The organism is Paenibacillus sp. FSL R7-0297 (assembly GCF_038009025.1).
Classification (GTDB): Bacteria; Bacillota; Bacilli; order Paenibacillales; family Paenibacillaceae; genus Paenibacillus_AQ.
On sequence record NZ_JBBPAQ010000001.1, the window covers coordinates 207,658 to 230,127 of the forward strand.

At 42.1% G+C, this 22,470-nt stretch carries 18 protein-coding genes; 5 read left to right on the forward strand and 13 right to left on the reverse strand.

The window, feature by feature from the left end; translation table 11 throughout:
- The first annotated feature begins 439 nt into the window (after positions 1 to 439).
- Entirely contained in the window at positions 440 to 523 is an 84-nt protein-coding gene (locus MKZ24_RS33035; RefSeq protein WP_367272796.1) for a putative holin-like toxin, read from the forward strand.
- Between the two features lie 210 nt (positions 524 to 733).
- Here MKZ24_RS33035 and MKZ24_RS00865 read toward each other — a convergent pair whose 3' ends face one another.
- The 4 genes from MKZ24_RS00865 to MKZ24_RS00880 form a co-directional block, all read right to left on the reverse strand.
- A complete protein-coding gene (locus MKZ24_RS00865) occupies positions 734 to 3,148 on the reverse strand; it encodes a restriction endonuclease-like protein (RefSeq protein ID WP_340781009.1) in 2,415 nt (804 codons plus the stop codon).
- Positions 3,120 to 4,946 carry an McrB family protein gene (locus tag MKZ24_RS00870; RefSeq protein ID WP_340781010.1) on the reverse strand — a complete coding sequence of 609 codons (1,827 nt, stop codon included), beginning with the start codon at positions 4,944 to 4,946 and terminating at the stop codon, positions 3,120 to 3,122. The genes MKZ24_RS00865 and MKZ24_RS00870 overlap by 29 nt, the downstream gene beginning before the upstream one ends.
- Positions 4,947 to 5,354: 408 nt before the next feature.
- Positions 5,355 to 6,044, reverse strand: coding sequence for a nuclease-related domain-containing protein (locus tag MKZ24_RS00875; protein ID WP_340781011.1), 690 nt, complete (start codon positions 6,042 to 6,044; stop codon positions 5,355 to 5,357).
- 185 nt (positions 6,045 to 6,229) lie between these two features.
- Positions 6,230 to 6,727 (reverse strand): aspartyl-phosphate phosphatase Spo0E family protein, encoded by a 498-nt coding sequence (locus MKZ24_RS00880; RefSeq protein WP_340781013.1) that lies wholly within the window; start codon positions 6,725 to 6,727, stop codon positions 6,230 to 6,232.
- Between the two features lie 150 nt (positions 6,728 to 6,877).
- On the opposite strand from MKZ24_RS00880, the gene MKZ24_RS00885 reads away from it, so the two are divergent.
- Positions 6,878 to 7,126 carry a helix-turn-helix domain-containing protein gene (locus MKZ24_RS00885; protein WP_340781014.1) on the forward strand — a complete coding sequence of 83 codons (249 nt, stop codon included), beginning with the start codon at positions 6,878 to 6,880 and terminating at the stop codon, positions 7,124 to 7,126.
- Between the two features lie 363 nt (positions 7,127 to 7,489).
- On the opposite strand, the gene MKZ24_RS00890 is transcribed toward MKZ24_RS00885, so the two are convergent.
- The 6 genes from MKZ24_RS00890 to MKZ24_RS00915 all read right to left on the reverse strand — a co-directional run bounded on the left by MKZ24_RS00890 (position 7,490) and on the right by MKZ24_RS00915 (position 18,526).
- Positions 7,490 to 8,407: a hypothetical protein gene (locus tag MKZ24_RS00890; protein WP_340781015.1), complete on the reverse strand. Its 918-nt coding sequence runs from the start codon at positions 8,405 to 8,407 to the stop codon at positions 7,490 to 7,492.
- 275 nt (positions 8,408 to 8,682) lie between these two features.
- The gene (locus MKZ24_RS00895) at positions 8,683 to 11,478 is read right to left on the reverse strand and encodes a site-specific DNA-methyltransferase (protein WP_340781016.1); all 2,796 of its coding nucleotides are present in this window, start codon (positions 11,476 to 11,478) and stop codon (positions 8,683 to 8,685) included.
- 17 nt (positions 11,479 to 11,495) lie between these two features.
- Complete coding sequence (locus MKZ24_RS00900) at positions 11,496 to 14,552, reverse strand: BPTD_3080 family restriction endonuclease (RefSeq protein WP_340781017.1); 3,057 nt, start codon at positions 14,550 to 14,552, stop codon at positions 11,496 to 11,498.
- A 1,231-nt stretch (positions 14,553 to 15,783) separates the two neighbouring features.
- Positions 15,784 to 17,676 carry a DUF2075 domain-containing protein gene (locus tag MKZ24_RS00905; protein ID WP_340781018.1) on the reverse strand — a complete coding sequence of 631 codons (1,893 nt, stop codon included), beginning with the start codon at positions 17,674 to 17,676 and terminating at the stop codon, positions 15,784 to 15,786.
- 19 nt (positions 17,677 to 17,695) lie between these two features.
- The gene (locus MKZ24_RS00910; RefSeq protein WP_340781019.1) at positions 17,696 to 18,025 is read right to left on the reverse strand and encodes a nucleotide pyrophosphohydrolase; all 330 of its coding nucleotides are present in this window, start codon (positions 18,023 to 18,025) and stop codon (positions 17,696 to 17,698) included.
- A 174-nt stretch (positions 18,026 to 18,199) separates the two neighbouring features.
- Positions 18,200 to 18,526: a DUF3139 domain-containing protein gene (locus MKZ24_RS00915; protein WP_340781020.1), complete on the reverse strand. Its 327-nt coding sequence runs from the start codon at positions 18,524 to 18,526 to the stop codon at positions 18,200 to 18,202.
- Between the two features lie 260 nt (positions 18,527 to 18,786).
- Between MKZ24_RS00915 and MKZ24_RS00920 the strand changes: the two genes are divergently transcribed.
- Entirely contained in the window at positions 18,787 to 19,056 is a 270-nt protein-coding gene (locus MKZ24_RS00920; protein WP_340781021.1) for a hypothetical protein, read from the forward strand.
- A gap of 164 nt (positions 19,057 to 19,220) precedes the next feature.
- Here the strand turns inward: MKZ24_RS00920 and MKZ24_RS00925 are convergent, their stop codons facing one another.
- Positions 19,221 to 19,529, reverse strand: a complete 309-nt coding sequence (locus tag MKZ24_RS00925) for a hypothetical protein (protein WP_340781022.1) — start codon at positions 19,527 to 19,529, stop codon at positions 19,221 to 19,223.
- Between the two features lie 122 nt (positions 19,530 to 19,651).
- Between MKZ24_RS00925 and MKZ24_RS00930 the strand changes: the two genes are divergently transcribed.
- Positions 19,652 to 20,212, forward strand: coding sequence for a hypothetical protein (locus tag MKZ24_RS00930; protein WP_340781025.1), 561 nt, complete (start codon positions 19,652 to 19,654; stop codon positions 20,210 to 20,212).
- A 137-nt stretch (positions 20,213 to 20,349) separates the two neighbouring features.
- Here MKZ24_RS00930 and MKZ24_RS00935 read toward each other — a convergent pair whose 3' ends face one another.
- A complete protein-coding gene (locus MKZ24_RS00935; RefSeq protein WP_340781026.1) occupies positions 20,350 to 20,967 on the reverse strand; it encodes a type 1 glutamine amidotransferase family protein in 618 nt (205 codons plus the stop codon).
- Between the two features lie 310 nt (positions 20,968 to 21,277).
- Between MKZ24_RS00935 and MKZ24_RS00940 the strand changes: the two genes are divergently transcribed.
- Positions 21,278 to 21,910, forward strand: a complete 633-nt coding sequence (locus MKZ24_RS00940) for a phosphotransferase enzyme family protein (RefSeq protein WP_340781027.1) — start codon at positions 21,278 to 21,280, stop codon at positions 21,908 to 21,910.
- 96 nt (positions 21,911 to 22,006) lie between these two features.
- On the opposite strand, the gene MKZ24_RS00945 is transcribed toward MKZ24_RS00940, so the two are convergent.
- Complete coding sequence (locus MKZ24_RS00945; protein WP_340781028.1) at positions 22,007 to 22,363, reverse strand: hypothetical protein; 357 nt, start codon at positions 22,361 to 22,363, stop codon at positions 22,007 to 22,009.
- Positions 22,364 to 22,470 lie beyond the last annotated feature (107 nt).

Here is a 22,470-nt window from a genome sequence, read left to right on the forward strand (position 1 = left end):
CTCGATGGAAATCGAGTACTGTACCAACGTCGCTTAGAAGGCGATTAGGGACTCTTACCGAAACGGACCGTACAGGATACCGTAACATACATGCCGGCACTGCGGGATCACCTGAGATCCCCGCCTCGTTACGCCCGCCCGGATAAGAACCGGATGTAGGATGAACGCGCTCGGCGTTATCATCTTACAGGTTCTATCATCGCTGATATCCAGCGCAACGAACATGGCGAAAGTATTACGACGGAAGAATAAATTTCCAGAAGTGAGTCTTGGGATGCATAGAAAAAAGCCCAAAGGCAGGTGTGTGGGGCCTGCGTTTGAGCTTTTTTGGGGGATTCGGTTTATATACTCAAAATTTTCCATTCATGATATAATCGCAGAAGCAATAGAAAGGCTTATATGGGCGGCCGGCTAATCTCCCGGAAGGGAGGTGACGCCAGTGGAGGTATACCAAGCATTGACGCTAATGATTTCGTTCGCGACTCTGGTTGTGTTGATTCTATCTTTCCACAAAAAGAAATAGGCCGCCCGGTCAAAGGTAGCGGTCCTATTTCAACGGATAACCTTTAAAAGCCTACGCCCTTAAAAGCGGCTATTGCGCAGAGAGTCGTGTTACCAGCACGGCTCTCTTTGCCATTGTACGCTGTTTCTGAGTTCATTATACCATGGTGACAATGTTTTACAACGTAAAACACAACCATGCATTCGCTTTCTTCACTCTATATATTTGATCCTATATATTCCTAACCTCCACAACACTACCCAGATCCACATACTCCTCATGATCCAGCTTCACCTTAACTCTACCCTTACGCCGCTTTTCCCGCCATTCGCGCAGCGCTTCCTCCGTTTCCAGACGGAGCTCAGCAATCTCCAAGGACCGGTCCAGGATATACTTACTGGTGTAGAGCACCGTGAGAATTCCTTGTCCCCCCAGCGTTATAGGATCAGCTAAGCTTTTCCATTCCTCTACCGTGAAGCGTACATACAGATCCTCCTCGGTACCCGGCCGACAAGGGACTTCCTTAATCTCCTTACGCTGCAGCACCTTCCAATCCGCTACCTTCCCTACCCAGTGAATGCCTGTTTTGGCGGGATCAACGAACTTTTTGCGAGATTGGCACATGGCGACGTATTCGAGCTGAGTGAGGATTTTTACATCGGATAGGTTCTTAAGCGGCATATGATAAAAAGCTTCCCGCAGCGCCACCCCCACCTGCTCCGGCCCCCGGACTGAACCGACCAGCACATTTTTGCCCGCCAGCTGATTGGCGTAGTATTCTTTGGTCCCACGTGGACGTGTCGAGCGTTCGTAAGCTTTTTCCGGACTATCCTGAATAATTTCTGCTAGGAATTGCTCCACCAGACTTGTGGAATTCGGCAGGAACGGCAAGGCGCCAATGTTCAGCAGCCCGATGCTTTTGTAGAAACGATGGGTCTTGTACCGTTCCTCATCAGGGTACGGAAATAACACATACGCCCCGAACATGCTTCGCTCGTACTCCCCGGAACCTATCTCCTGATAGACTATAGCGTCCCGGTAGCGGTGCATCGTATTAATATCGTCCTCTTCCGGCCCAGGCTGTCTATATTTCTGCTGATAGGAAGTCCCCTCATACGCCGGATTCAAGCGGTACTTCGCATCGAACACATACTTATACTCCTTGATCTGACCCGCATCCTTCTTCTTCAGCGTAAGCACATTATCGGGACGTTGACTGAGCGTTGGGGTCCTGTCTGTTCCAGGAATCGTATTATAGTACAAGATGAACTGTTCCCCGTTGACCGGATTCTCATAGACCATCTGAGCGGTCTGCGAGCGATCCAGCGTCACAAAGATCCCGTTCCGGTTCACCTTAATGATGTCCTGCTTCACCAGCTTATACTTCTGCCCCAACAGCTGATTCAGCTTGAGGAAGCACCAGTATTCATAGAGCTGCGCGACATCCTTCATGGATAGGCGAAGCAGGTCGCCTTGGATCGACAGGCCTTTGAGCAGCATGAGATAACAGCGATAGACCTCACGGTATCCGGGGGCCATCTGCAGCACCAGCGTAACGGACATCTGCTTCAGTGCTCCTGCCTCCCGCAGGAAATCTATCTTAAGCACCCGCTCTAGCTGAGTGAGCATCGTGTCGATTCTTCGGATGAGCAGCGGATCTGAGGTCCGGCTGTTCTCTTTCCAGCGGCTCTTAAGCTCCTTCAGCTTGCCATGAACTCGTTCCAGCATCCAGCGGACGAACCGGTTCTCACTCGTATCATAGGCGAGGCGCTTCCGTGTCTCCATTAAGTGCGATGCTGTGTAGTTCCGGTTACCGATGGTTAAGAACCCATGATTCATATCTTCTCTTAACCGTTCAGGATGCTTCGCGAGCTCGCGGATGTTCTCTCTTCCGGCTTTTTTGACCCGGCCTGCATCCATTAACCGCCGCTCCTGGAGCAGCGCAACATTAGGATTCTTGTTGATCCGCTCAACGGCATCCAAGAGCTGTCTGAATACATGCTGTAGGATGGCGAAGAACTCCGTCAGGCTCTGATGCTGCGTCTCCTTAAGGCCAGTTAGCTGGTAGGTCCGGCGCAGAAAATCAAAGGCCAAATTATAAATCTGCGCATTCACCTCATGCAGAAGGTTCTGGTAATCCCGTTTATAATCCATCTTCGAGGGGAAAATCTCCATCTCCACCCGCAGCAGCGTCTGCCCCTCGCCCCGGATCTCCCATTCCGTCAGCCCAACCTCATTCCCAAAGTTCAGCACACCTGCAAGGATAGACTCACCTAGAGGCTTAACCGCCTGCCGGAGCAGCACATTTTCATGATAGAAAGTAAGCTTGACCGCCTTCTTATTCTGAATCACCAGTTCATACGGCTGCGTCTCATAAAAGCAAGGAAAGGAAGACTCCCCCGGCTGCCAGTCGATCAGCCCATAGGCTTCAGGCGAGAACACCTTAATCTGTACATCACCAAGCCGCTGCGAGCATGTAATCCCAAGCTGAGCATTCACCCACTCCTGATCCGGGGAGCGATGAAGCTGCAACGTCTCCACCGTAGGGTGATAGGGCCGCCCCTGCACATATAGCGTAAAAAGCTCCGTCTCGATACGGAGCAATTCCACCGCCTGATTAAGAGAGCCAGTATGAGGTGAATCCATCTTCCTCCAGCCTCCTAAGCATATAAGCCAATTTACGGGCACTTTGCGGATGCTTGACCCCAGGCGGATTCTGCCCGGCAGCCCATTTCATATAGAGCGGAGAAGCATCATCGTCCATGAGTTCTTGAACATTAACCGCAATGCCGGCACCGCTGCCTATCACAACCTTCATCAGATTAAGCAGCACCCGGCGCACGGAGGAATGACTTCCCTGGATACGCGGCAGAATCTTTTGCAGCAGCTGCCAGTCAAATGCCTCTTCCTCATCCATCAGGCCAAAGCGCTCGTTATAGATCATATAGAAGCAAATCGCATCCCGCACCCGGAAGCCCACATGAGCATGGATATCCTCCAGCAGCGTATTTATCTTCACCAGTCTCTCCGTCGTCCGTACAACGAGCTCTTGATGGGTATCATAGGCATCCACCAGCTGCAAATAATCGGAACGGAGGAAGAGATGGTTCAGCTCCGTAAGATCAGCGAGGGCCTCCACCTCCTGCTCAGCCCCTAGCGGATATTGCTGCAGATTGATGTAATTGAACTCCAGAGTGCTTGCGCGGTCGAGAACTTTTTTGCTAAAAGGATGCGTGGTCTCGTCCATATTCACCGTCCCGATCAGGAACACATTCTCCGGAATGCCCAGGCCGCCATAGGTCTCTCGATCCTCAGGTGTCCCCAGCAAGGAACGAGAGATCAGCTCCTGCGTCTGAATCTCACTCTCCCGCCACTCCTGCGTCTCCAGCACACTTAACAGATCACTGAAATAATGCTCCACCCGGGCCAGATTCATCTCATCCAGACAGATAAAATAAGGCTGATGCCGATTCTCCGGCTGCCGCGCCTCCACGAACACCTGCGTCATCGGACCCGGCTGGAACCTGCCCGACAGATCCCTATACCCCAGCAGATCCGCAGGATCACTCCAATCCGGCCGCACCGGAATCAACGTATACTGCCCATTATCCCGCGTAGCCCCCAGCGCCTCCGCAAACAGCTTCACCAGCCGCGTCTTCCCCGTGCCGGATATACCTGCTAGGATGACAAAAGGCTTCGCCTTCAGCGAGAGGTAGAAGTTCTCAATCAGATGCTCCGGGAAAAAGAAGCCTTGGCGGCGGATGTGGGATTGGATTTGGTGGAGGAAGGCTGAAATGCTAGAATCGGATGGCGGTAGAATAGGAATCACCTCACGCAAGCTCTCCATACTGGAGGCAACCTCATCTTGCTCTAGAATAGTAAAATCAGGCCAATTCACTTCTGTCGTGAGTGATTGAAGCACTTGAAGCCCTTGTCTTGAAAAGCGGAACAAATACCCTTGATTCACTCCGCCTCCAGTATGGAGCGGCCCTTGGGTTATATTCAGTTGCATAATTTGCTGATTGAACTGTTGTAGCGCAATGGGCGGAATGAGTTCTACATAATTGGTGCGAACCAATCTTCCTTCCTCTTGCCAACCCGTATTAGCCATAGAGCCTGGTTTCGGTGCCTCTACTGCCGCAGATGTAACCTGGCTAACATAACGAATAGCCTTATTGGAGTAATGAAGGATGATATCTCCTTGATTAACCTCCTTCATCGTCTCCCAGTGATATAACTTACGGCCTTGAGTGTTCAGAAGAGGTGCCCACAGAATCCCCTCTTGCTTCTCCTCCTTAATGGTAGACCCTTGATTTACCCACCATACATTAGGCTTCGGCTTATACGTTATGAACTCTAAACGGTATTCGAAAGGAACTCCTGTCGCAAAGAAGTCTATGTATTCCGCTTGATCATCGTGGACGACAACCTGAGGTTTCTTCACATCCTCATTGGATTGTTGATTTTCTCTTTCTTTCAAGATATAAGAATAGGAATGAGAGAAGGTTTTTATTAACAAATCCTTCAAGGCTTGATTTCCGTTATAGCGAAGTTGAAGAGCTTCCCGGCTAACAGAGGCTTGATCGCTTTTAACTAATGTAGCCTCATAGTTCCTATCCGCATAGATCAACTTAACCTCTCGTCTATCACCTAGGTTAAGCTGTTGACCTTGATTAGCTTCTAAAAAATCCGGATGAAACTCAACGGGAATTTGCGAACCGTCACGAAAGATCGAGTAGTCCACTTTTTTTCGGCCGATTAGGTTAGGAATCTCCGTATCCTTCCACCAGCTTCGTAGTTGTTTGATCATATATGTTAACTCCCTTAATTCAATGATAGGTATTTACTTATACTACGCTTTGGTCCCCTTAATTCTCTGTACATGAAGCTTGCGGATCTCGGCATCAGTGATATTAGCCTGAACCAAATGATCGTATATGGTTTGGGCCTGTGCCGCAGAAATAGGAGGTTCAGGGGTTCCCGTCTTCAAACTAATCAGCTTCCTAGAGATAAACTCACTTAGTTCCACATCATAGACAACCAGTTCGTCTGAATGAATCTTCCGCAGCTCAGGATCAATACTGAACCGACATCTCATGGTGAATGAGATCATGGAGATGAATTTCACTGCCGCTACACCTTTTATCAGACTCTCAATGGCCTTGATATGTCCGTAGTTTTGCTTCAACGGATTATACATCTTATAACGATTGCTCACTGACCATTGCTGATCCGTCCGCCCACCATTAATTTCCCCATTGTAGTTTTTCGTCTCAATGACAAATAAGCAATATGGGGAAATGACAATATGATCAATCTGAGCATAGCCTGTTCGAGACTTAGGATTAGGGAGCAACAGATCACTTAACGATTTACATTCTTTAGGTAGCTGATCCAGTTGGATATTGATTTTATGCTCGCCTAGCTCACCAATTCGTGTGGAGGCAACCTTTGATTTGGGCTTTGGAGTTTGTGCCTTAGTCACAGCCTGTGGCGGTTTAGGGTTTGATTTTTGAAAGAGTGTCCTTAGTGCTTTAAACATAGTCCAACCTCATATCATCTGGATTTACAATATGTATGGTAATTCGACAATATGGGAGGGATTCCCTTCCAAAAATCAGCATAAGAAAAAGACTGTCATGTGGACAGCCTAATAATAAAGCATGCATTTATCACTCTTTGCTCTGATACTAATGTACTTTTACAGCATGTTTCACAGGACATGTCTTAGTCCGAGAGAACTGGAGGGGCAGTAGAGGCATTTGCAAGTTGCATACCATCCTTAAGCCCTTGTAAATATAAGCGTTCATAAATAACGGATTGCTTCAATTGAAGCTTGTCCTCCCAGTACTCAAACTCTGGCATATGTGCAGTGGCCATGGACTCAAATAATGCTTGAAAAGCTTTGCTCTCTTCTTCAAACGGAAGTCTAGGCTCGGATTGATGCTCGATCTGTGCGGTAACCTCATTCAATCGACTTTGAATCGTCTGTATAAACCATGCTGGAAAGCTCATTAAATCCCCTCCAAGACAGATTTTCAAACGAAATGATGCTGTATGTCCACTTTTTTCTTGATACATTCGATTAATGAGTTCGTCTAGCTTGCGGCTCTGAGCCTGAACCTCTTCATTGCTGCTTAGCGGAATTCCCTGCTCCAATGATTTATTACCGAGTTCATTCAGCTTGCGCTTCTCCTCCTCATAATTATGCATAAGATGTTGCATCGCACCCTCTCCTTCCTGGGAAAGCTATATCTGTAGACGATGTACAGAATTTTAATGCGTTTATCGGTTTATTTCATTTTAATTCGATATCCGCATTAAAACAACAGTTACCTCGCATACAATTTGGTTAAATTGTGAGGTGACACGGAAATGAGACATCGCAAAGAGCCCCCAGGTGATAAGAACATCATCGGGACCCGAATTGTAGCTATTCGAAAAGCTAAAAAAATGAAGCAGAAGGATTTCCTTGCGAGGTTGCAAACCTTTGGTTTAGACATCAGCCCAACCAGTTTATCAAGATTGGAAGGTCAATATAGGCTTGTGCAGGATTATGAGGTGGTTGCTATTGCGAAAGCGCTGGAGGTTTCAGTTGGGGAGTTATTGGGGGAGAGTGAGTAAAGGAATAATGGGGGATGAATTACTATATTGAGTAGATATTATATTCTGATGAGTTTTTTCAAAACTTTATTCCCTTCCCCTTAATAAAAAATACCCTCTCTTATATAAAAAGTGGGTAATTTCATCTCCGTTAAGAGTGAAGAGCATTACATATAATACTAGTATGTAGGAATAGTAATTTTTCAGCATTAGACTAAAACGTTGAATATATCTTTGGAATATTATTCTATTTTCGGTCTCTTGATCGCTTGGATCACCGACCTTCATCCATAATTAATACGGTATCTTATTAGTCATACTTTTATATAAATTATCAATACTCGTGTTATGTCACAGCTGAGATCAATGCTAAAGCTTTTTCAATTATCTATATTCAGGAAAAATCAAAGGTTCGATGTTATAACCAATCAGAAGCGGATTAATAATGTCACGAAACTGTCCGACAGATAAAATGCAAACCTGACTAAGTAAATCAAACACATTAATTTGTTTAACATCTAATATAAATCGAGTGAGTTTAACTACTTCAAAACAAGCATCCAAACGATTTTCTGGCACTAATAATATTGGATATCTACTTAACATGAGACAATTTAAGAAATCTCCCAGTAGGTGTTTATTGTTAGGCTGATTTTCAATTTCAATAGCAAATAAACTTAGCGGTCTTATATTATTAAGTCTCCAATAAAAGGGCAACTGCAGCTTCTCAAAATTCACCTTAGCAATTCTTTCAAGTTGCTCTGCTAAACGTTGTATAAGTAATAAATTGCTAAAACAATCAAAAATAAGCCTTCCATTTAAGAGTGGGTAAACCGCCAAAGAATGATGTTTTTCGCCTCTTCTCAGTTGAACTGAAGGAGATATTCCAATATCAACGACTGGGCTATAAATTTTATCCTTTGGTGTATAGGGGCCTATATGCTCTGGTCTATCATTCTTATAATATTTGCTTAATGATTCAGATATGCATTCCAATAATAACTTGGGTTTTGGCTTTATATGACCTCTAGGAATCATACTATGTATATTAATGATTTCAGTTTCGCAAAGTTTTGAAGCAAGCAGTAGAAATTTTGCATCATCCTGTTCTTCATCAAATGTATTTATCTTATATTCCAACTCACCTAAGGAAGCGTAATTAACAGGAGCTATATTTACTTCTCGGTATTTTCTGTTTAAACTTTCCGACGAATCGTTTTCTTTAATGGAATGAAAATATCTATCAATCATTAATGTTAACTTTTGTGCAAGGTCTTCTTGAAATAACTTCGTTCTATTCATGGTTTCCCCCAATCAAAGCACTAAAGCACTTCAATAAATCATTACTTACTATGTAGTACTATTCACTAAGATGACTAAAGGACAACTTTTATCAGCATGATTCTTTGTTACATTGGTAATAATTATCTGCATAGCTGCGATAGTAAAAATTCGCCCTACATACGCATTCTATGCATAAGAATGTAAGGCGATCTTGTTAGCAATAATTCACTTTTATATACTTTACTTTGGAATCTAGTTGTACCCTTAAAAGAATTGCCTAGGTTTAAAACACTCTACAATCGAAAAACTTTCATAACTTCATCCCCGAGATGATTAATAACCTTCACCGCTATGCGACCATTCTTTGGTTTCAAGAAAGGTCTTGAAACATCACTATTTAATGTTTCCCATGCTTCAGCATTAATCTCAGATCTAAGTGTCGTCTTAAGCGACTTATAAGGATCATCGGCTCCTAAGAAATAGGCATGACGCACAAAGAAACTCTCTTCATTATAATCAGTGTCAATAAACCAACACGCTATCCCTTCTGCCCCATCACTGCGTACCTCGCCTGTGCTGGGATGAAAGACATCTACCCCATTAATTTTCACTTTTATTTTTCCATCTTCTGTTTCAAAAAGATCAATGTCAGGTTCACCAAAAATCACGAATATATTACCTTTACCAGTATTCTTTAAGTCATCCGACATATGCAGGTCAGCGTTCATACGAGCTTTTAGAATATTTAATCGACCCATCTTATCCAACTCCGAGGAATGAGCATCATAATTAAAAGCACAAGCAATAAGAACGTCAAAATCCGCATCGCCAGCTTCACGAGCAGCTGAGACAAGATCTGGTCTAGAGACGGTTCCAAATTCCGGGCCAATAAATATTGCAGCGCGCTTTTCGGTAACCGTTTCTTCATCACCCTCAGTAAAACGTGCCTCCGCGCAAACATACTTTCCAGGCCAAGCCAATACAGATGAAAAGTTGATTTTGTCTTCTTTGTGTGCTTGTTGTACACCAGCCGTGCGAAGATTTTCTAGTATTACTTCAACAAAGCTCTGTTCTTCCCCATAACTTCCTTTTGTTTCCGATATACCTTCAATTAAATCATCGTTCTCACCAATTGTAAGCACTCGATGAGGGGATAGGCTCTCTACTGTAAAAGGTCCTGCTACTCTAACCTTTTTTTTATCTTCGAATGGCTTATCATAAAGGTACTCAAAATCAGCTTTTGCAGCTATAGAGGCGTCTATTTCTTTCTGACGCGCAATCCTTTGTTCCCACCATTGATCATGTATTTGCTTTGTATAAGGCGACCAATTACTATTTGTCTCACGAGGAATTTCCCATTCCTCCCAGTTCTCATTAAGCAACTTATTTAACTTATCTCTAATTGGTTGAAGTATTTCTTCAAACTTCTCCCAAATCACATCAATTTCCAAATTATTCGCAATTGCTTTTAAAGTAACATGTGATACTCTTTCATAAACGAAACCATGACGGATGTCATTTCTAGTTGGCGCATCCGATGGGAGCGTGCGCGATATCTCTGCTTCTTTTATTTGACCATCACGACTGTCGGCCAATAGATAATAAGAATATCGAGCGCCCATTATTCTCGCACGCGCAAGCGCAAGCGCAACACGAGAAGTATCCATTGTTATCCAACGGCGCCCCCACTGCTCAGCAACGTATGCCGTTGTCCCAGAACCACAAGTTGGATCAAGTACCAAATCTCCAGGATCTGTAGTCATCAGTAGACAACGCTGAATTACTTTCGTTGTTGTTTGAACAACATAAACTTTAGGTTCATTAAACCCACCCGATTGAGTATCAAGCCATATATTATCCAAGGTTTTAGCAGAAAAAGAATCCCAGTACAGGCGATGATAAATTGTTTTCCCGACCCTCATCAATTTCCCTGCCTTACCCACACGCTCCATTCCTTCTATGCGAGTCTTCCAATGATTGTTTCGCCCTGGTTGAAACATTTCGCCTTCAAAGAATATTGTTTTATCTCCTTTACTTGCTCCGTCAGATTGCAAGGGACCGTAGCGAAATATTCGAACCCCTTCTGGCAATGCAACTTTTCTTGACCGTTCATCAGGTGTCATTCTTCTATATGTTCCATCCTCAAATTCAATTAATACATAATTCGGGTCATCCAGAGGCGGTTGAGGTATAAGCTGATTCAAAGGACGATATTTTAATGAATCTGCACTCTTCGCATACCAAAGGATATGATCAAGGATATTGCCAATCTTTGATTGTGAAAATCCTCCAGTTTTTTGAATTGATATCTGTGATACGAAATTATCTTCTCCGAAAATTTCATCCATTAATATTCTAACTCGATGGACATTCTCATCTCCAATCTGAACAAAAATAGACCCGGATTTCGACAAAAGATCTTGAGCAACTGTCAGCCTATCTCGAAGATACGTCAAATAAGAATGAATTCCATCCCTCCAAGTATCTCGAAATGCCTTTACTTGCTCAGGTTCTCTAGTAATATGCTGAATGTTACCATCCTTAACATCCCTACTAGTAGTAGACCATTGGAAGTTAGAATTAAATTTTATACCGTACGGAGGGTCAAAATATATGCATTGTACTTTCCCTCGTAATCCTTCGCGTTCAGCCAATGAAGACATAACCTGTAGACTATCACCAAGTATCATACGATTCGTCCAGTTCGCCTCATGTCGGTAGAATTCAGTTTTCGCATTATCATTTGGTAGTCCATTAAAATCTTCAAATAAATCTAACTGAAGATCATCTGAGTGATCTTCATCTTTCATATGACGCTGAAGATCATCAATTAAAACTTTGGGATGAACCTTTTCCTGAATGTAGAGCGGAGGAGCTTGAACAACTAAATCTGATCGATCTTGTTCTCCCTTACCACGCCAAACTAATTGTGGGTCAAGGTCAAAGTTACGACGCTTATATTCAACAAGAATCGGATTCTGTTCTTCTTTATCCATAACAGATTGATATTCTGCAGTAGGAATATTCTTACGGGTAACCTCTTCATGCATAAATGTTTCAATAGTCTTATTTGTTATATTCTTATCCAATTAATACTTCTCCTTTATCAGTTCTTCCCGATAACTGTGTCAATCATTTTATTGAATTCAGCCTGTACTTTTAACTCAAAATCAGATTCTATCTCATATATCTCTGTGAATTCTGCAAATGCCCAACGTCCATAACGATTGAGGTTATTTACTCCCTCTAACCAATAGTTTTCAATCGTTGCCTTTTTTTCCTTAGCATCTTCACGTCTATACCCTTTTATCTCTACAACCAGATGAAGGAGATCATCCTCACCCCTGCCATCATCCACTAAGACAATAAAGTCAGGAATGTACTTTCTATGTTCTGATAAATAACGATACGGCACTTCAAATCCAAGGTTGTGATTTTTCACATAAGTTTTAACCTTATTATGAGACTCTGCAACTCGACAAAATTCAGCTTCCCAATCGCTATCTAAAATGACCCAATTTAGGTGACTTTTCCTCGGGTCGGTTTTCCAACGACTAGTTTTAGTCGTATTAAAGCTTACATATTTTGTTGAACCAGTAGGGTTGTAAGCATCGAGAACAACTTTTATAGGACGCTCTCCTACCATTGAACGTGTAATACCCGCAGTAATACGATCGCACACCATATCTTCCAGCTCTTGGTACAATAATTGTGCTGGGAAAGTTCCTCCCTTACAAATCAAACAAGTATTTAGCCACTGTTCTGTAATTTGCTTGAGTTGACCAAATAGATGCAAATTAGGTGCCTCACCATGATCACGCCATTTAGTATAAAGTAAGCGTTTAGTAATATGAAAAAGCAAGGTAGGGCGTCTGATGTTTTCTAAATGTTCCAAACTAAGCTCCACATCTTCACCAATAATCCCAGCATTTTTAGTAACAGAAGGACCTACAATATCCGGCGTCAACACAAGAATAGAATCTTCATTAAATACAGCTTTAAGGCGTTCTTCTGGAAGCTCTACCCTGTAACCTTCTACTCGAGGAAAAGTTATTTCCAATTCGTCTCTCTCAGGACGAACAGCTTTAACATGAACTGATTCACGTGGAGGTTGCGGGGGTGCAACTACCGGCTTTGCTGTAAAATCAAAAGGTATACCAAGTACATCAGCATACTCCACATTAAAAAGGCCCTCTTCATTTAAATCATAGGATTGGCGACGAAGTGCCCTTCCTATAACTTGTTCGCATAGTAGTTGTGTTCCAAATGCTCTAACCCCCAAAATATGAGTAACAGTGTTAGCATCCCAGCCTTCAGTAAGCATTGATACTGAAACAATACATCGGATTGACTCTCCAAGATGTCCTTCTCTTCCTACTGTGTTCATTACCTCACGAAGCAGTTCTTGGTCTGTGAGATTTTCGGCACTAAGTGAATCTCCAGTTCGTTCAATAGTTTCTCTGCGAAAACGTTGAATGGCATCCTCTGCAATAATACGAAAATCCTTATCTAAAGCGTCACCCGATTCTAATTGTTCACTGTCAATCAAAAGAGTACGTGGACGAGCAATTGGATTACCGTCTTCATCAAAATTTCGAAATAACTTTAGCCTTCCATTTTCAAATGTTGTAGTACCGTCTTCATTCTCTCGTTTAAAACCAGAAATATAATCATACACTAATTTAGAAGTGGCGGTATTATTGCATATAATAATAAAGCACGGCGGTACATTTATTCCGCTTGATTTCCATAATTCAAATGTTTTGTCATAATGTCCATATAAGGCCTCTAAAGCAGTTAATAGTTCAACTGGCAGACTTAGTGGATCAAGTGTATTACTTTTACCACGTCCCTTTTTAGGCATACGAGTGCGAATATGTTCCCAAAGATTACGAAACTTAGGCATCTCTCCTCCTGGAATATTATCGGCTACGGGAACTCGTGGGAGTTTAACAATGCCACATTCAATAGCGTCCATTAGTGAAAAATCGCTTACAGTCCAAGGGAACAATGTTCCCTCCACATATCCTGAACCACTAAGAAAAAAGGGCGTGGCAGTTAAGTCAATAACTCGATTTATACCAAGTTTCCTCCCAACAGTCTCTAGTCCTGTGATCCATAACCGCGCAGCATCATTATTCTTTTCAGCTTCCTTTTTTTCCTCACCCAATAAATTCTCTTCTAAATCGTAACCAAGTTTCTCTCTGTAACAGTGATGCGCCTCATCGTTAATAACCAATACATTTTTAATACTCATTAGTTCAGGCATTACACGCTGAAGCATTTGACCTTCGGTTTCTAGAGTATTAAGCTCACCGCCACGTCCTTGAAGAAGTGCTCTGCCATTTTTAGATAGATCAACTTTTTCACGAAGCTTAAAAGCGTGGTAATTAGTTATTACTATTTTTGCACGTTCCAGGGCTCCCAACATGTCATTAGGAACAAGTTCACGGCTTTGATAATAGCTATCAGGATCATTAGGTTGAAGTACACGAAGTCTATCCCGGATTGTTAACCCCGGTGCTACAATCAAGAAGCCACGTGTAAATATTTTGCTAGTTGGTCGACGAATGGCATTGATTGTTTGCCATGCTATTAGCATTGCCATTACAGTTGTCTTTCCCGCACCAGTCGCAAGTTTTATAGCTAATCTGATTAAACTGGGATTTGCTTCTTCGCTAGCATTAACAAAATGATCAAGAAACTCTTTACCCATCTTCCCTGATTTAGGAGCTACTTCCACCAACCATATAATCGTTTCTATAGCTTCAATCTGGCAAAAAAATGGACGTGTACTACTAAATTTGTGATTTCGCCAGTGTTGAAGTAGCCTTGCTGTTTCCGGCGTTACTTGCCAATCAATAGGATTGGTTTTGCTTCTCCATTGATTCACATGATGCCTTATAGCATTAATAATTGAAGTTGGATCATACTGTTGCCCTTCATTTGAAAGTCCTTTACCTTCATCAAAAATCATCTGTGTCTGTTCAACCAACCCTTTACGTTTTCTTGGTTTTGGGATTGGTGTGATAAATTGGGCCGGACGACGTTTTTCTATAATACGATGGGTTGGTTGACCTTGATCGTCAAGTTCCCAATATCTTTCAGGATATGAGTATGGTGAGTTAAGTATGGGTTTTTCAAAAAATTGGTTAGTGTTCATTTTAATTCTCCTATTATTCACTTATATAACTATGGTTAAGCTAATTAAATTTTTGATATTATATGTGAAAATCGATCTATAATTTGTGAATTTTTGTTCCCCCACGATGAAGTAGTCTAGTCTCGGAAAAGAATGTAATGGAGTACATATAATCTAGCATTGACTATATGTCAGCTTCAAGCAAATCATTCCTACAGTTCTATATATAGTAATCCGCTAAAATATATTATAACTCTGGAGTGAATCTTTTGAATACAATTTATATATAATATAATCAATAAACTAACAAAACTTATAGAATAACCAAATGAGATAAATATTTCAATAAGGCATAAAGTGACAATAACCGTAACAATAAGTAATTGAACAGCGGTGACTTAACTAGCCTTGCATACCAAAATTTTTTTATCTATTGTACTCTTACCTAACTCAAGATTTAATCAGCTTAGACTCAAATCATTCTTTCTGGCCAACCGTCATAACTTACAGAGAATGATTTCGTCAGTTATTTTCGGTGTTCGAACAAAAGTAATCTGAAGAAGTACATTTCGAAACCAGGTGATTGGACTTTACCGCTTACAGCTGAGAGGATTAAAGTGAATTGGTCCTCACTAAGAGCGTGACCTATTCTTGATTACGGTAATTTTCGCAACAAATATATGCATGTTTAAACCAGTTGAATCTGCTTATTATTCACTTCACAACACCCACGTCGCAGCTCATAAACATATTGAACAACCGGATGCTTTCAACCATATCTTCTCAGCAATGCCCAAAATCGGCTTTTTGCAGTCTCGCCTGTCAATCAAGGCCAGAATATTCATGACATATCATTACTCTCTTAGCTCTCCTCTCTAGGAGTAGTTAGGAACCTATAAGTAACAACGATAAAATTCGATTTACTTAATGCAGCTTGTGCCACCAATAGCTCTCTGGATGTTCCTTACTTTTTCTACTTCTAGACATTAAGATTAGGCGATCCTCCACACTGGCTCTTTGGCATATCTCCTGCCCGCTTCAATGTCCTCCTTGCTGATAGAAATTCGGATACCCTATCAACTTAATTTCTAAACATAGCCCTCCAGTTATTGCTTCTTTTCTGAAGTTCTTATAATCCCTCTTATAACAACAAAACAGAGGAACTGCAAATCGGCTCACGGGTTTACCCTACACCAATCAACCTTTCCTCAATCTTTTCAAATCAATGATATAACTCTCCATACAATCGCCTTTATCCCGAAATCACCACCGAACTCTGCAAAGCCAACCGCCTCTGCAAGTACGCCTTCAGATGAGGATCTACACAATAGATATAACATCCCTTCGTTCCCCGAGTCATTAACGTCCTGTAGGTGTTGCGGATAATCTGATCGGCCATTCGGAGCGCCTCGTCCTTATCTTTTTTATACAAGGTCTTGAAGCCTGACAGAGACTTATCTGTCTTCGCACGTTTGAACGGATCGGTGATGATACGATTATTCTCGTAACGCATATCTTCGCCAATGATCACTCCGACATAGTCAAATTCAAGTCCCTGTGAGGTGTGGATGCAGCCCACTTGTTCAATGGATTCAGGGTCGATTGCCCAGGTCGTTGTATTGTTCAGGTTCCAGCTCATGAAGAATTGATACTGATCTAACTGAATGTCATGAACGCCAGGATTGTTCTTGCCATCCGTCTTCCAATCCCAGCAGTAGCCAGCGAGCATTCTGGCCTTATTATTGATCTGATTCTTGCTAAAGATCTCGTCCCGCAGCTCATTCGGGTCATCGTAGAGCCGGATGTCATACTCGAAGTCGAAGCCGTCTGCATTCGCCGTTTCACGGATTTCCAGCACATCATCGAGCCATGCCAAATATCCGTCCGAACCATTGCACCGGAATTGGGAAGCCAGGGCCAGCTCCGTGATCTCCGCATCCATCTGCTCCGAATAGTGTCTAATCTGCTCCTTGCTGCCCACATCATGCATAGCAATCTTCTGATACTCATCAATGAAGAATACAGAGAACCGGGAAGCGCGGATGATCTCCATCGTCTGATTGATCCCTTTATTCTTGAACAGACCCGACTTTTCATTTAAGCGATGCGCCTCGTCCACAATCAAGCAACCAAATTCATCAGGCAATGCTTCATAGTAAACACCTGATCCCTTAAATAGGTTATCAATAAACGATTTCTTCATGTTCTGCTGTAGCTTCTTCATATATACGGCACGAGGCGCGCTATTCTTGGTTACATATTGGCAGACTAACTCCCGTGCCGTAAGCTCTACCAAAAGATTAATTCCGAGAACCGACTTGCCTGTCCCTGGTCCGCCTTCGACAATCAAGACTTGTTTCTTGCCCGACTGTGCTTGCTGCGCCAATCTTAATGCTTCCTCATATACGACCTTCTGATCGTCAATCATGATGAACTCTTGATTTCCCTCCAGCATACTGAGGAGTGAATCCTGCAACGATTTAGAGGGCCTAATTTTTCCATGTTCTATGAGGTACAGTGATTTGCTTCTATCGGTTTTTTTAATGAAGGTTGAAATAAACCCTCGTAACTTCAGAGCATCTCCCTTAGAGAAAATAGGAGCTTCCTCAATGTATTGATTGTAGACAGGGTGCAGTAGAGGATCATTATCGGTCTGAACATAGTTATGTAAATAAGCACAAGGATAGAGCTGGACTGCTTCGTTCTGCACAGTCTCGTTATATTCGCTAATTAGCCTGGAATAAGACCATGCCTGAAAAGAGGGATGCGCCGTTTTAGTCTTCGTTCCTTTAAAGCGGGTTCTAACAAGACCGTCTGCATCCTCAACCGTTTCAACTTCATCCCACTGCTTAAGCTCAATGATAACGACAGAATATTGATCCTGTTCATTCAAGCCTGTAATCATGAAGTCTACTCTTCTCGAGGTCGCTGGAATTTTATATTCAATCGCGATGCCTACGTCATCTGGAATAGTAGGTGTGTTTAATACTTTATATAGATAATTCATGGAATTGTTCCATGCATTGATTTCACCCGGAGAAACCCTGCCGACTTTTTGCACGTACTGGGTATGAATTTTTACCGCAATGGTATCTTCGGTTACATCGTTCATGAATTGCTGCTTGGTCGATTCATAGATAATCATGGTGCTCTCCCCTATTCATTCACTGCTGTGTGCTTTTTTGTGAGCTTCCCTTGGAGCTGGATATGGGGTATTTCTTCGCGTTTTTGTCTATCTTCTGAAGGATAGCATCCTTAACATCGATCTGCAGATCATGAGCGAGCGTTAGCGTGTAGATGAGAATATCAGCGATTTCGTCCTGCATGTCGGAGTAATGCTGCTCTATGGCCTGCTGACTATTCTTCCATTGAAAAAGCTCCAACAGTTCGCTAGACTCCAGCGTGATAGAGAGCGCCAGATCCTTGGGATCGTGAAATTGCTTCCAGTCCCTTTCGTCGCGGAATTGAATGATTCTCTCGATTAGTTCGTCCATTTGTACCCCCGCCAGTTGGTCAAATTCTATTTTCCACAATTTCTCTGTACGCAATAATGATAGCACAGCCCAACCTAAAAAAGGAAAAGGTATCCCGGAAAGCTGTTTTAATAGCTTCTTGGGATACCTTTTAATGTTTGCTTGTGAAAATCAGTAAAGTAAATTTACTAATAACTATTCTTCATTATGCTTATATAGTTTTGTTCCATCGTCCACACCTTGAACGGGAGCCCTACTATATTGATATATCTTTCCGTTTTCATTGCGATAAAAATATCTAGAACTTCTATCATCATTAAAAATAACAGTTGTACTCACCAGAGGAGCTTTACCAATTTGAGTATAAATTTTATATATATCATTATGGTTATACCCTTTTTTCTCTAACAAGTACGTTTCTACTTTGCTCGTTGTTTTATCTTTGAATATTTTTAATCCAGCGAATCCTAAAGCGCAAGCCATCAGAACGATCACTAGGAGTATTATTTTTATCTTCTTCATAATAAATCCCCTTTTTATGTAATAGTATGATATTTTAGGTTTACATCTCCCAGATTATAACTATGATACACACATTCAACCTTATAACTACCTTTTTCACGGTAGTATCGGTAATTACAACTATGTTGGCTCTCCTACAAACGCCTCGTTTGCTCCCGGTGATATTATTCATATTTGATTTGATGTAGATGGTCCTACAAGTGTAAATTCAGTGGTAGATTTTGAATGTAAAATTTAATATGTTAACGGGAGTGATTAGCTTGAATCAAAATGACAAATCAATAAGATGGTTTATAGAAACAATGCAATTCGAAACCATGAGAGAGGCGCATGAATGGGCCTATAGTGGCGCATTTAATGAAATTGGAAATTTATATGAAGGTTATATAACAACAGATGAAAAAATAGCGTATGCTTTAGTCTTTGAATTAACTAGAATAAATACTATTCGTGGTTTTCGTTGTAATATACATTGTGATTGCGATTTTAACGTTAAACCAATAGTCTATAAAGTTTGGGTGAGTAAGTGAGTTTTATATGAAAGAATTAACCCCATATACTAACAGCACAGAAAGTGGTCTAGAAACTGAGGAACAGACACATCATTATCCTTATCGGTCCATTTATGTTAATTAACCTTTACGGTGAAGCCGGTAAGCTATGCGTAGTAATTAGGTGATGAGTACATAACCTTTCACTCAAACCCATCCTCAGGCTCCCCCACCTCAAACCCCAATACTTTGGTTGCTTCTAATTTAAACGCTCCAATCCAAGAATCCCAATCACTCTGATTCATCTGAGCATAAAATGATAATCCACTTGGCTCAACAGATGCCTGAATATAAACATCATCCTCTTCCTGCCCAAACCAGTGTGGAATCCCATCTATGTATCCTATCCAACCAGGCATAAGCTCATATATATTAGCAACTCTATTCCATACTTTATCAGGTAGATGAGCCCATATATTCAGATTACATTGATGAGAGGTTATTTCATTCATTTGCCTTCCCCCTATCATTCGAGGCTCCAACGAGTTAATTATCTACTTGCAAAAAGGATTATTTTTCTATATTTTTAAATATAAAGTAAGCATTATCATAAAACAAAAAAGGATACCCTCTAATGAAAAACAAAATATTATTACTTCTTATATTGTTATCCGTGTTGTTTGTAAGCTGTGACATCAAAATTGTAAATGAGCCTCAAGCGGAGCTTTATAATCCCCCTTCAATCCAGTTAGAAATTGCAGTTGTTGGTGTTATTCCTTTTGATAACATTAGGAATCTAAGCTACATACCCATAAGCCTCAAAGATATTATTGAAGACACTAATAAAAATTATGACGGGTTAATCATTACAAAGGATTATCTGGCTGAAGCAGCCAAGCAGGAATATAAAGATTTTTTCAGTAACATAACGTATCCGGTATTTTTCATGGGGACTGAGAATCTACTGACGAATGTATATCATGACGATAGATTAACTCTTGAATCCGCAAGAATAGATGGTTTTGGAGCTCATGTATCCGGATTTGTTCTATTAGAGGGCAAGTTTCAGCAGTGGGGCTTATACTTACCGAATAACCCTACTGAACAAGATATGAATAGAGATATGATTCTAAGAATCTCCAATATATTAGAAGATTTCAAAATTCTACGCAGTAACATGAAAACTGCAGCTTAAATTCACCCTATAGTGGAACACGACAAATCCCCCAACAACTACTTATAGACGCTCCGAAGATGTGTCCTACCATCCCTGACCAGACCAACAGAAATACCCTCTCCGTGAAGAGAGGGTACCCTTATTAACTGCTTCTCTTATCCCATCAACTCATAGAAATACTTCGCTTCCTGGGTCTTATACAGACCATACCAGGCATCTAATTTGTGTGGAGCCAATACATCCAGGGCTTTCAACACATGCATCGAGAATTCCAGCGGGGCGATGCCGGATGCCGTGATCAGCTTACCGTCCGTTACAGCAGGCTGCTTCTGGAAGAACTCTTCGCCGGTGTACGAGGGACAGATCATTCGGAGGTATTCCAGATCATTGCTTGTATGCGGGCGTGAATTCAATAGTCCAGCCTGGGCGAGTCCAATGGTAGCCCCACAGATTGCTGCCACTAATACGTTCTCCTGTATACATCTCTCAGCAAGCCCGAGGATGGGCTTATGGATGGCTTCGGTCCACGTCTCTCCGCCGGGTAGAATCAAGGCATCTCCGCTTGTCATGCTGCACTCATCCACCGTGAGGTCAGGCATGATTCTCAGTCCGCCCATGGTAGTGATAAGTGTCTTCTCATTGGCTACGGTTACTATTGTAGATGGAGCTTGTCCCTCCTTGTAACACCTTCCCGAGTTCAGTTCAGCCGTTAGATACCCTATCTCCCAGTCTGCCATGGTGTCTAACACATATAGATATACCTTACTATTCATTTGTATGTCCTCCTTCAAGGATTCATGTGAACCCTATAATTTCTATATTATAGAATAGCTTCACTGACAGCTGCTGTCAGTGAAGCTATTAAAGCTGAGCTCCTCCAGTCAAAAACAAATATAATCAACAGTTACATTTTTGTCCAAAAGCAGATGTGTTATTGTACCCATCTACAAAGTCACTGATCTGGAGAACAACAGTTACAGCCTCCGGTTACATATCTCCAAAGGTGACGCATTTGAACAAATTTGGAGTAAGCGGGAAGTTCTTCAATCCTAGATGGTCTGGGTGGAAGGGTGCGCAGAACCTTTGATTCCTACAATAGAAGACGCCAGGGCCGTAGGTGAAATGATCGGCAAGTTACATAGACAATCCTCTACTTGGCAAACCCCAGGTTCATTTGAACGCCCTGCCTTTGACGGCTCCCGGATCTTACAATCCCTTAATATGCTTAAGGAACGCGCTAATACCGGACTGCTTGATGCAGGTGATACAGAGCTTCTACTCCATGCTGGTGAGCGGGTAATTAACCTGATGAACTCTATTGAACGAACAACCAGCAACTGGGGAATGATTCATGCTGATTTGATTCCAAATAATTTATTATTTTATGAACAAGAAGTCCGGCCCATCGATTTTGGCGCTTGCGGGTTCGGTTATTACTTATTTGATCTGGGCTGGACGTTCTCCTATATCCATCCTTCATTCAGAGAACAGTTACTTCAATCTTACTCCATGCATCATCCGTTACCTGATAACTATATCGAGCGGTTAGAAGGCTTGTTCATTGCCGCACAGCTTGAGACCATGAATTTCTGGCTGGGCCTGCCAGACTCCCAGGAATGGCTGCCCGAGCACATCGGTAAATTAGCCAGTAGAGAGATTTATGCCTACGTAAACAATGAATCGTTCCTCTTTGGCGGAGTGCCGCATTGGGAATGACCCTTCACCTGGGCTTGGCACACGCGCAAAAAGAAAGACGCTACGGGAATTCCCGAGCGTCTTTCTCATTCTACCTCCTATACTCCTTATAGAATTTCACTTCATATCTTCCATTTCGCTCACAATCTCTGGTGTGAACTCCCGTTCTGTACCATTTGATTCAATAATGGAAATTTGCTCAGGCGGGTTATCAAGGCTCTTCCCCCTGACCAGCAACTGCCGTTCCCCTTCGATTTTGTACTTTCTAATATACAATCCTGAGCCGATATCTTCGAACGGATACTTGTCGAAATCATCCCAGCTTAGTGAGGCTCCCTTTTCAGATAAGCTCTTTAATTCATGCAATGAAATATATTCCCTTACATCTTCTTTCTCTTTATTTTGGCAGGCTCCACAGAACATTAATACGAACAACAATGTCATTGAAAGCTTAAAGTATTTGGATAATGTCATACAATCCCTCTTTTCTTGGTATATATTGGAAATTATTATACCATATTTATGTAAAACACACTAATAATAGAACAAAGGAGGCGTGATAAACAACTGCAAGTCAAGTG

What these genes read in the sequence shown, in the direction of transcription:
- MKZ24_RS00945 (WP_340781028.1), bottom strand. Translation starts at nt 22,363, where the DNA reads ATGACATTATCCAAATACTTTAAGCTTTCAATGACATTGTTGTTCGTA.
- MKZ24_RS00930 (WP_340781025.1), top strand. Translation starts at nt 19,652, where the DNA reads ATGAAAAACAAAATATTATTACTTCTTATATTGTTATCCGTGTTGTTT.
- MKZ24_RS00880 (WP_340781013.1), bottom strand. Translation starts at nt 6,727, where the DNA reads ATGCAACATCTTATGCATAATTATGAGGAGGAGAAGCGCAAGCTGAAT.
- MKZ24_RS00915 (WP_340781020.1), bottom strand. Translation starts at nt 18,526, where the DNA reads ATGAAGAAGATAAAAATAATACTCCTAGTGATCGTTCTGATGGCTTGC.
- MKZ24_RS00900 (WP_340781017.1), bottom strand. Translation starts at nt 14,552, where the DNA reads ATGAACACTAACCAATTTTTTGAAAAACCCATACTTAACTCACCATAC.
- MKZ24_RS00885 (WP_340781014.1), top strand. Translation starts at nt 6,878, where the DNA reads ATGAGACATCGCAAAGAGCCCCCAGGTGATAAGAACATCATCGGGACC.
- MKZ24_RS00875 (WP_340781011.1), bottom strand. Translation starts at nt 6,044, where the DNA reads ATGTTTAAAGCACTAAGGACACTCTTTCAAAAATCAAACCCTAAACCG.
- MKZ24_RS00910 (WP_340781019.1), bottom strand. Translation starts at nt 18,025, where the DNA reads ATGGACGAACTAATCGAGAGAATCATTCAATTCCGCGACGAAAGGGAC.
- MKZ24_RS00890 (WP_340781015.1), bottom strand. Translation starts at nt 8,407, where the DNA reads ATGAATAGAACGAAGTTATTTCAAGAAGACCTTGCACAAAAGTTAACA.
- MKZ24_RS00865 (WP_340781009.1), bottom strand. Translation starts at nt 3,148, where the DNA reads ATGGATTCACCTCATACTGGCTCTCTTAATCAGGCGGTGGAATTGCTC.
- MKZ24_RS00925 (WP_340781022.1), bottom strand. Translation starts at nt 19,529, where the DNA reads ATGAATGAAATAACCTCTCATCAATGTAATCTGAATATATGGGCTCAT.
- MKZ24_RS00905 (WP_340781018.1), bottom strand. Translation starts at nt 17,676, where the DNA reads ATGATTATCTATGAATCGACCAAGCAGCAATTCATGAACGATGTAACC.
- MKZ24_RS00935 (WP_340781026.1), bottom strand. Translation starts at nt 20,967, where the DNA reads ATGAATAGTAAGGTATATCTATATGTGTTAGACACCATGGCAGACTGG.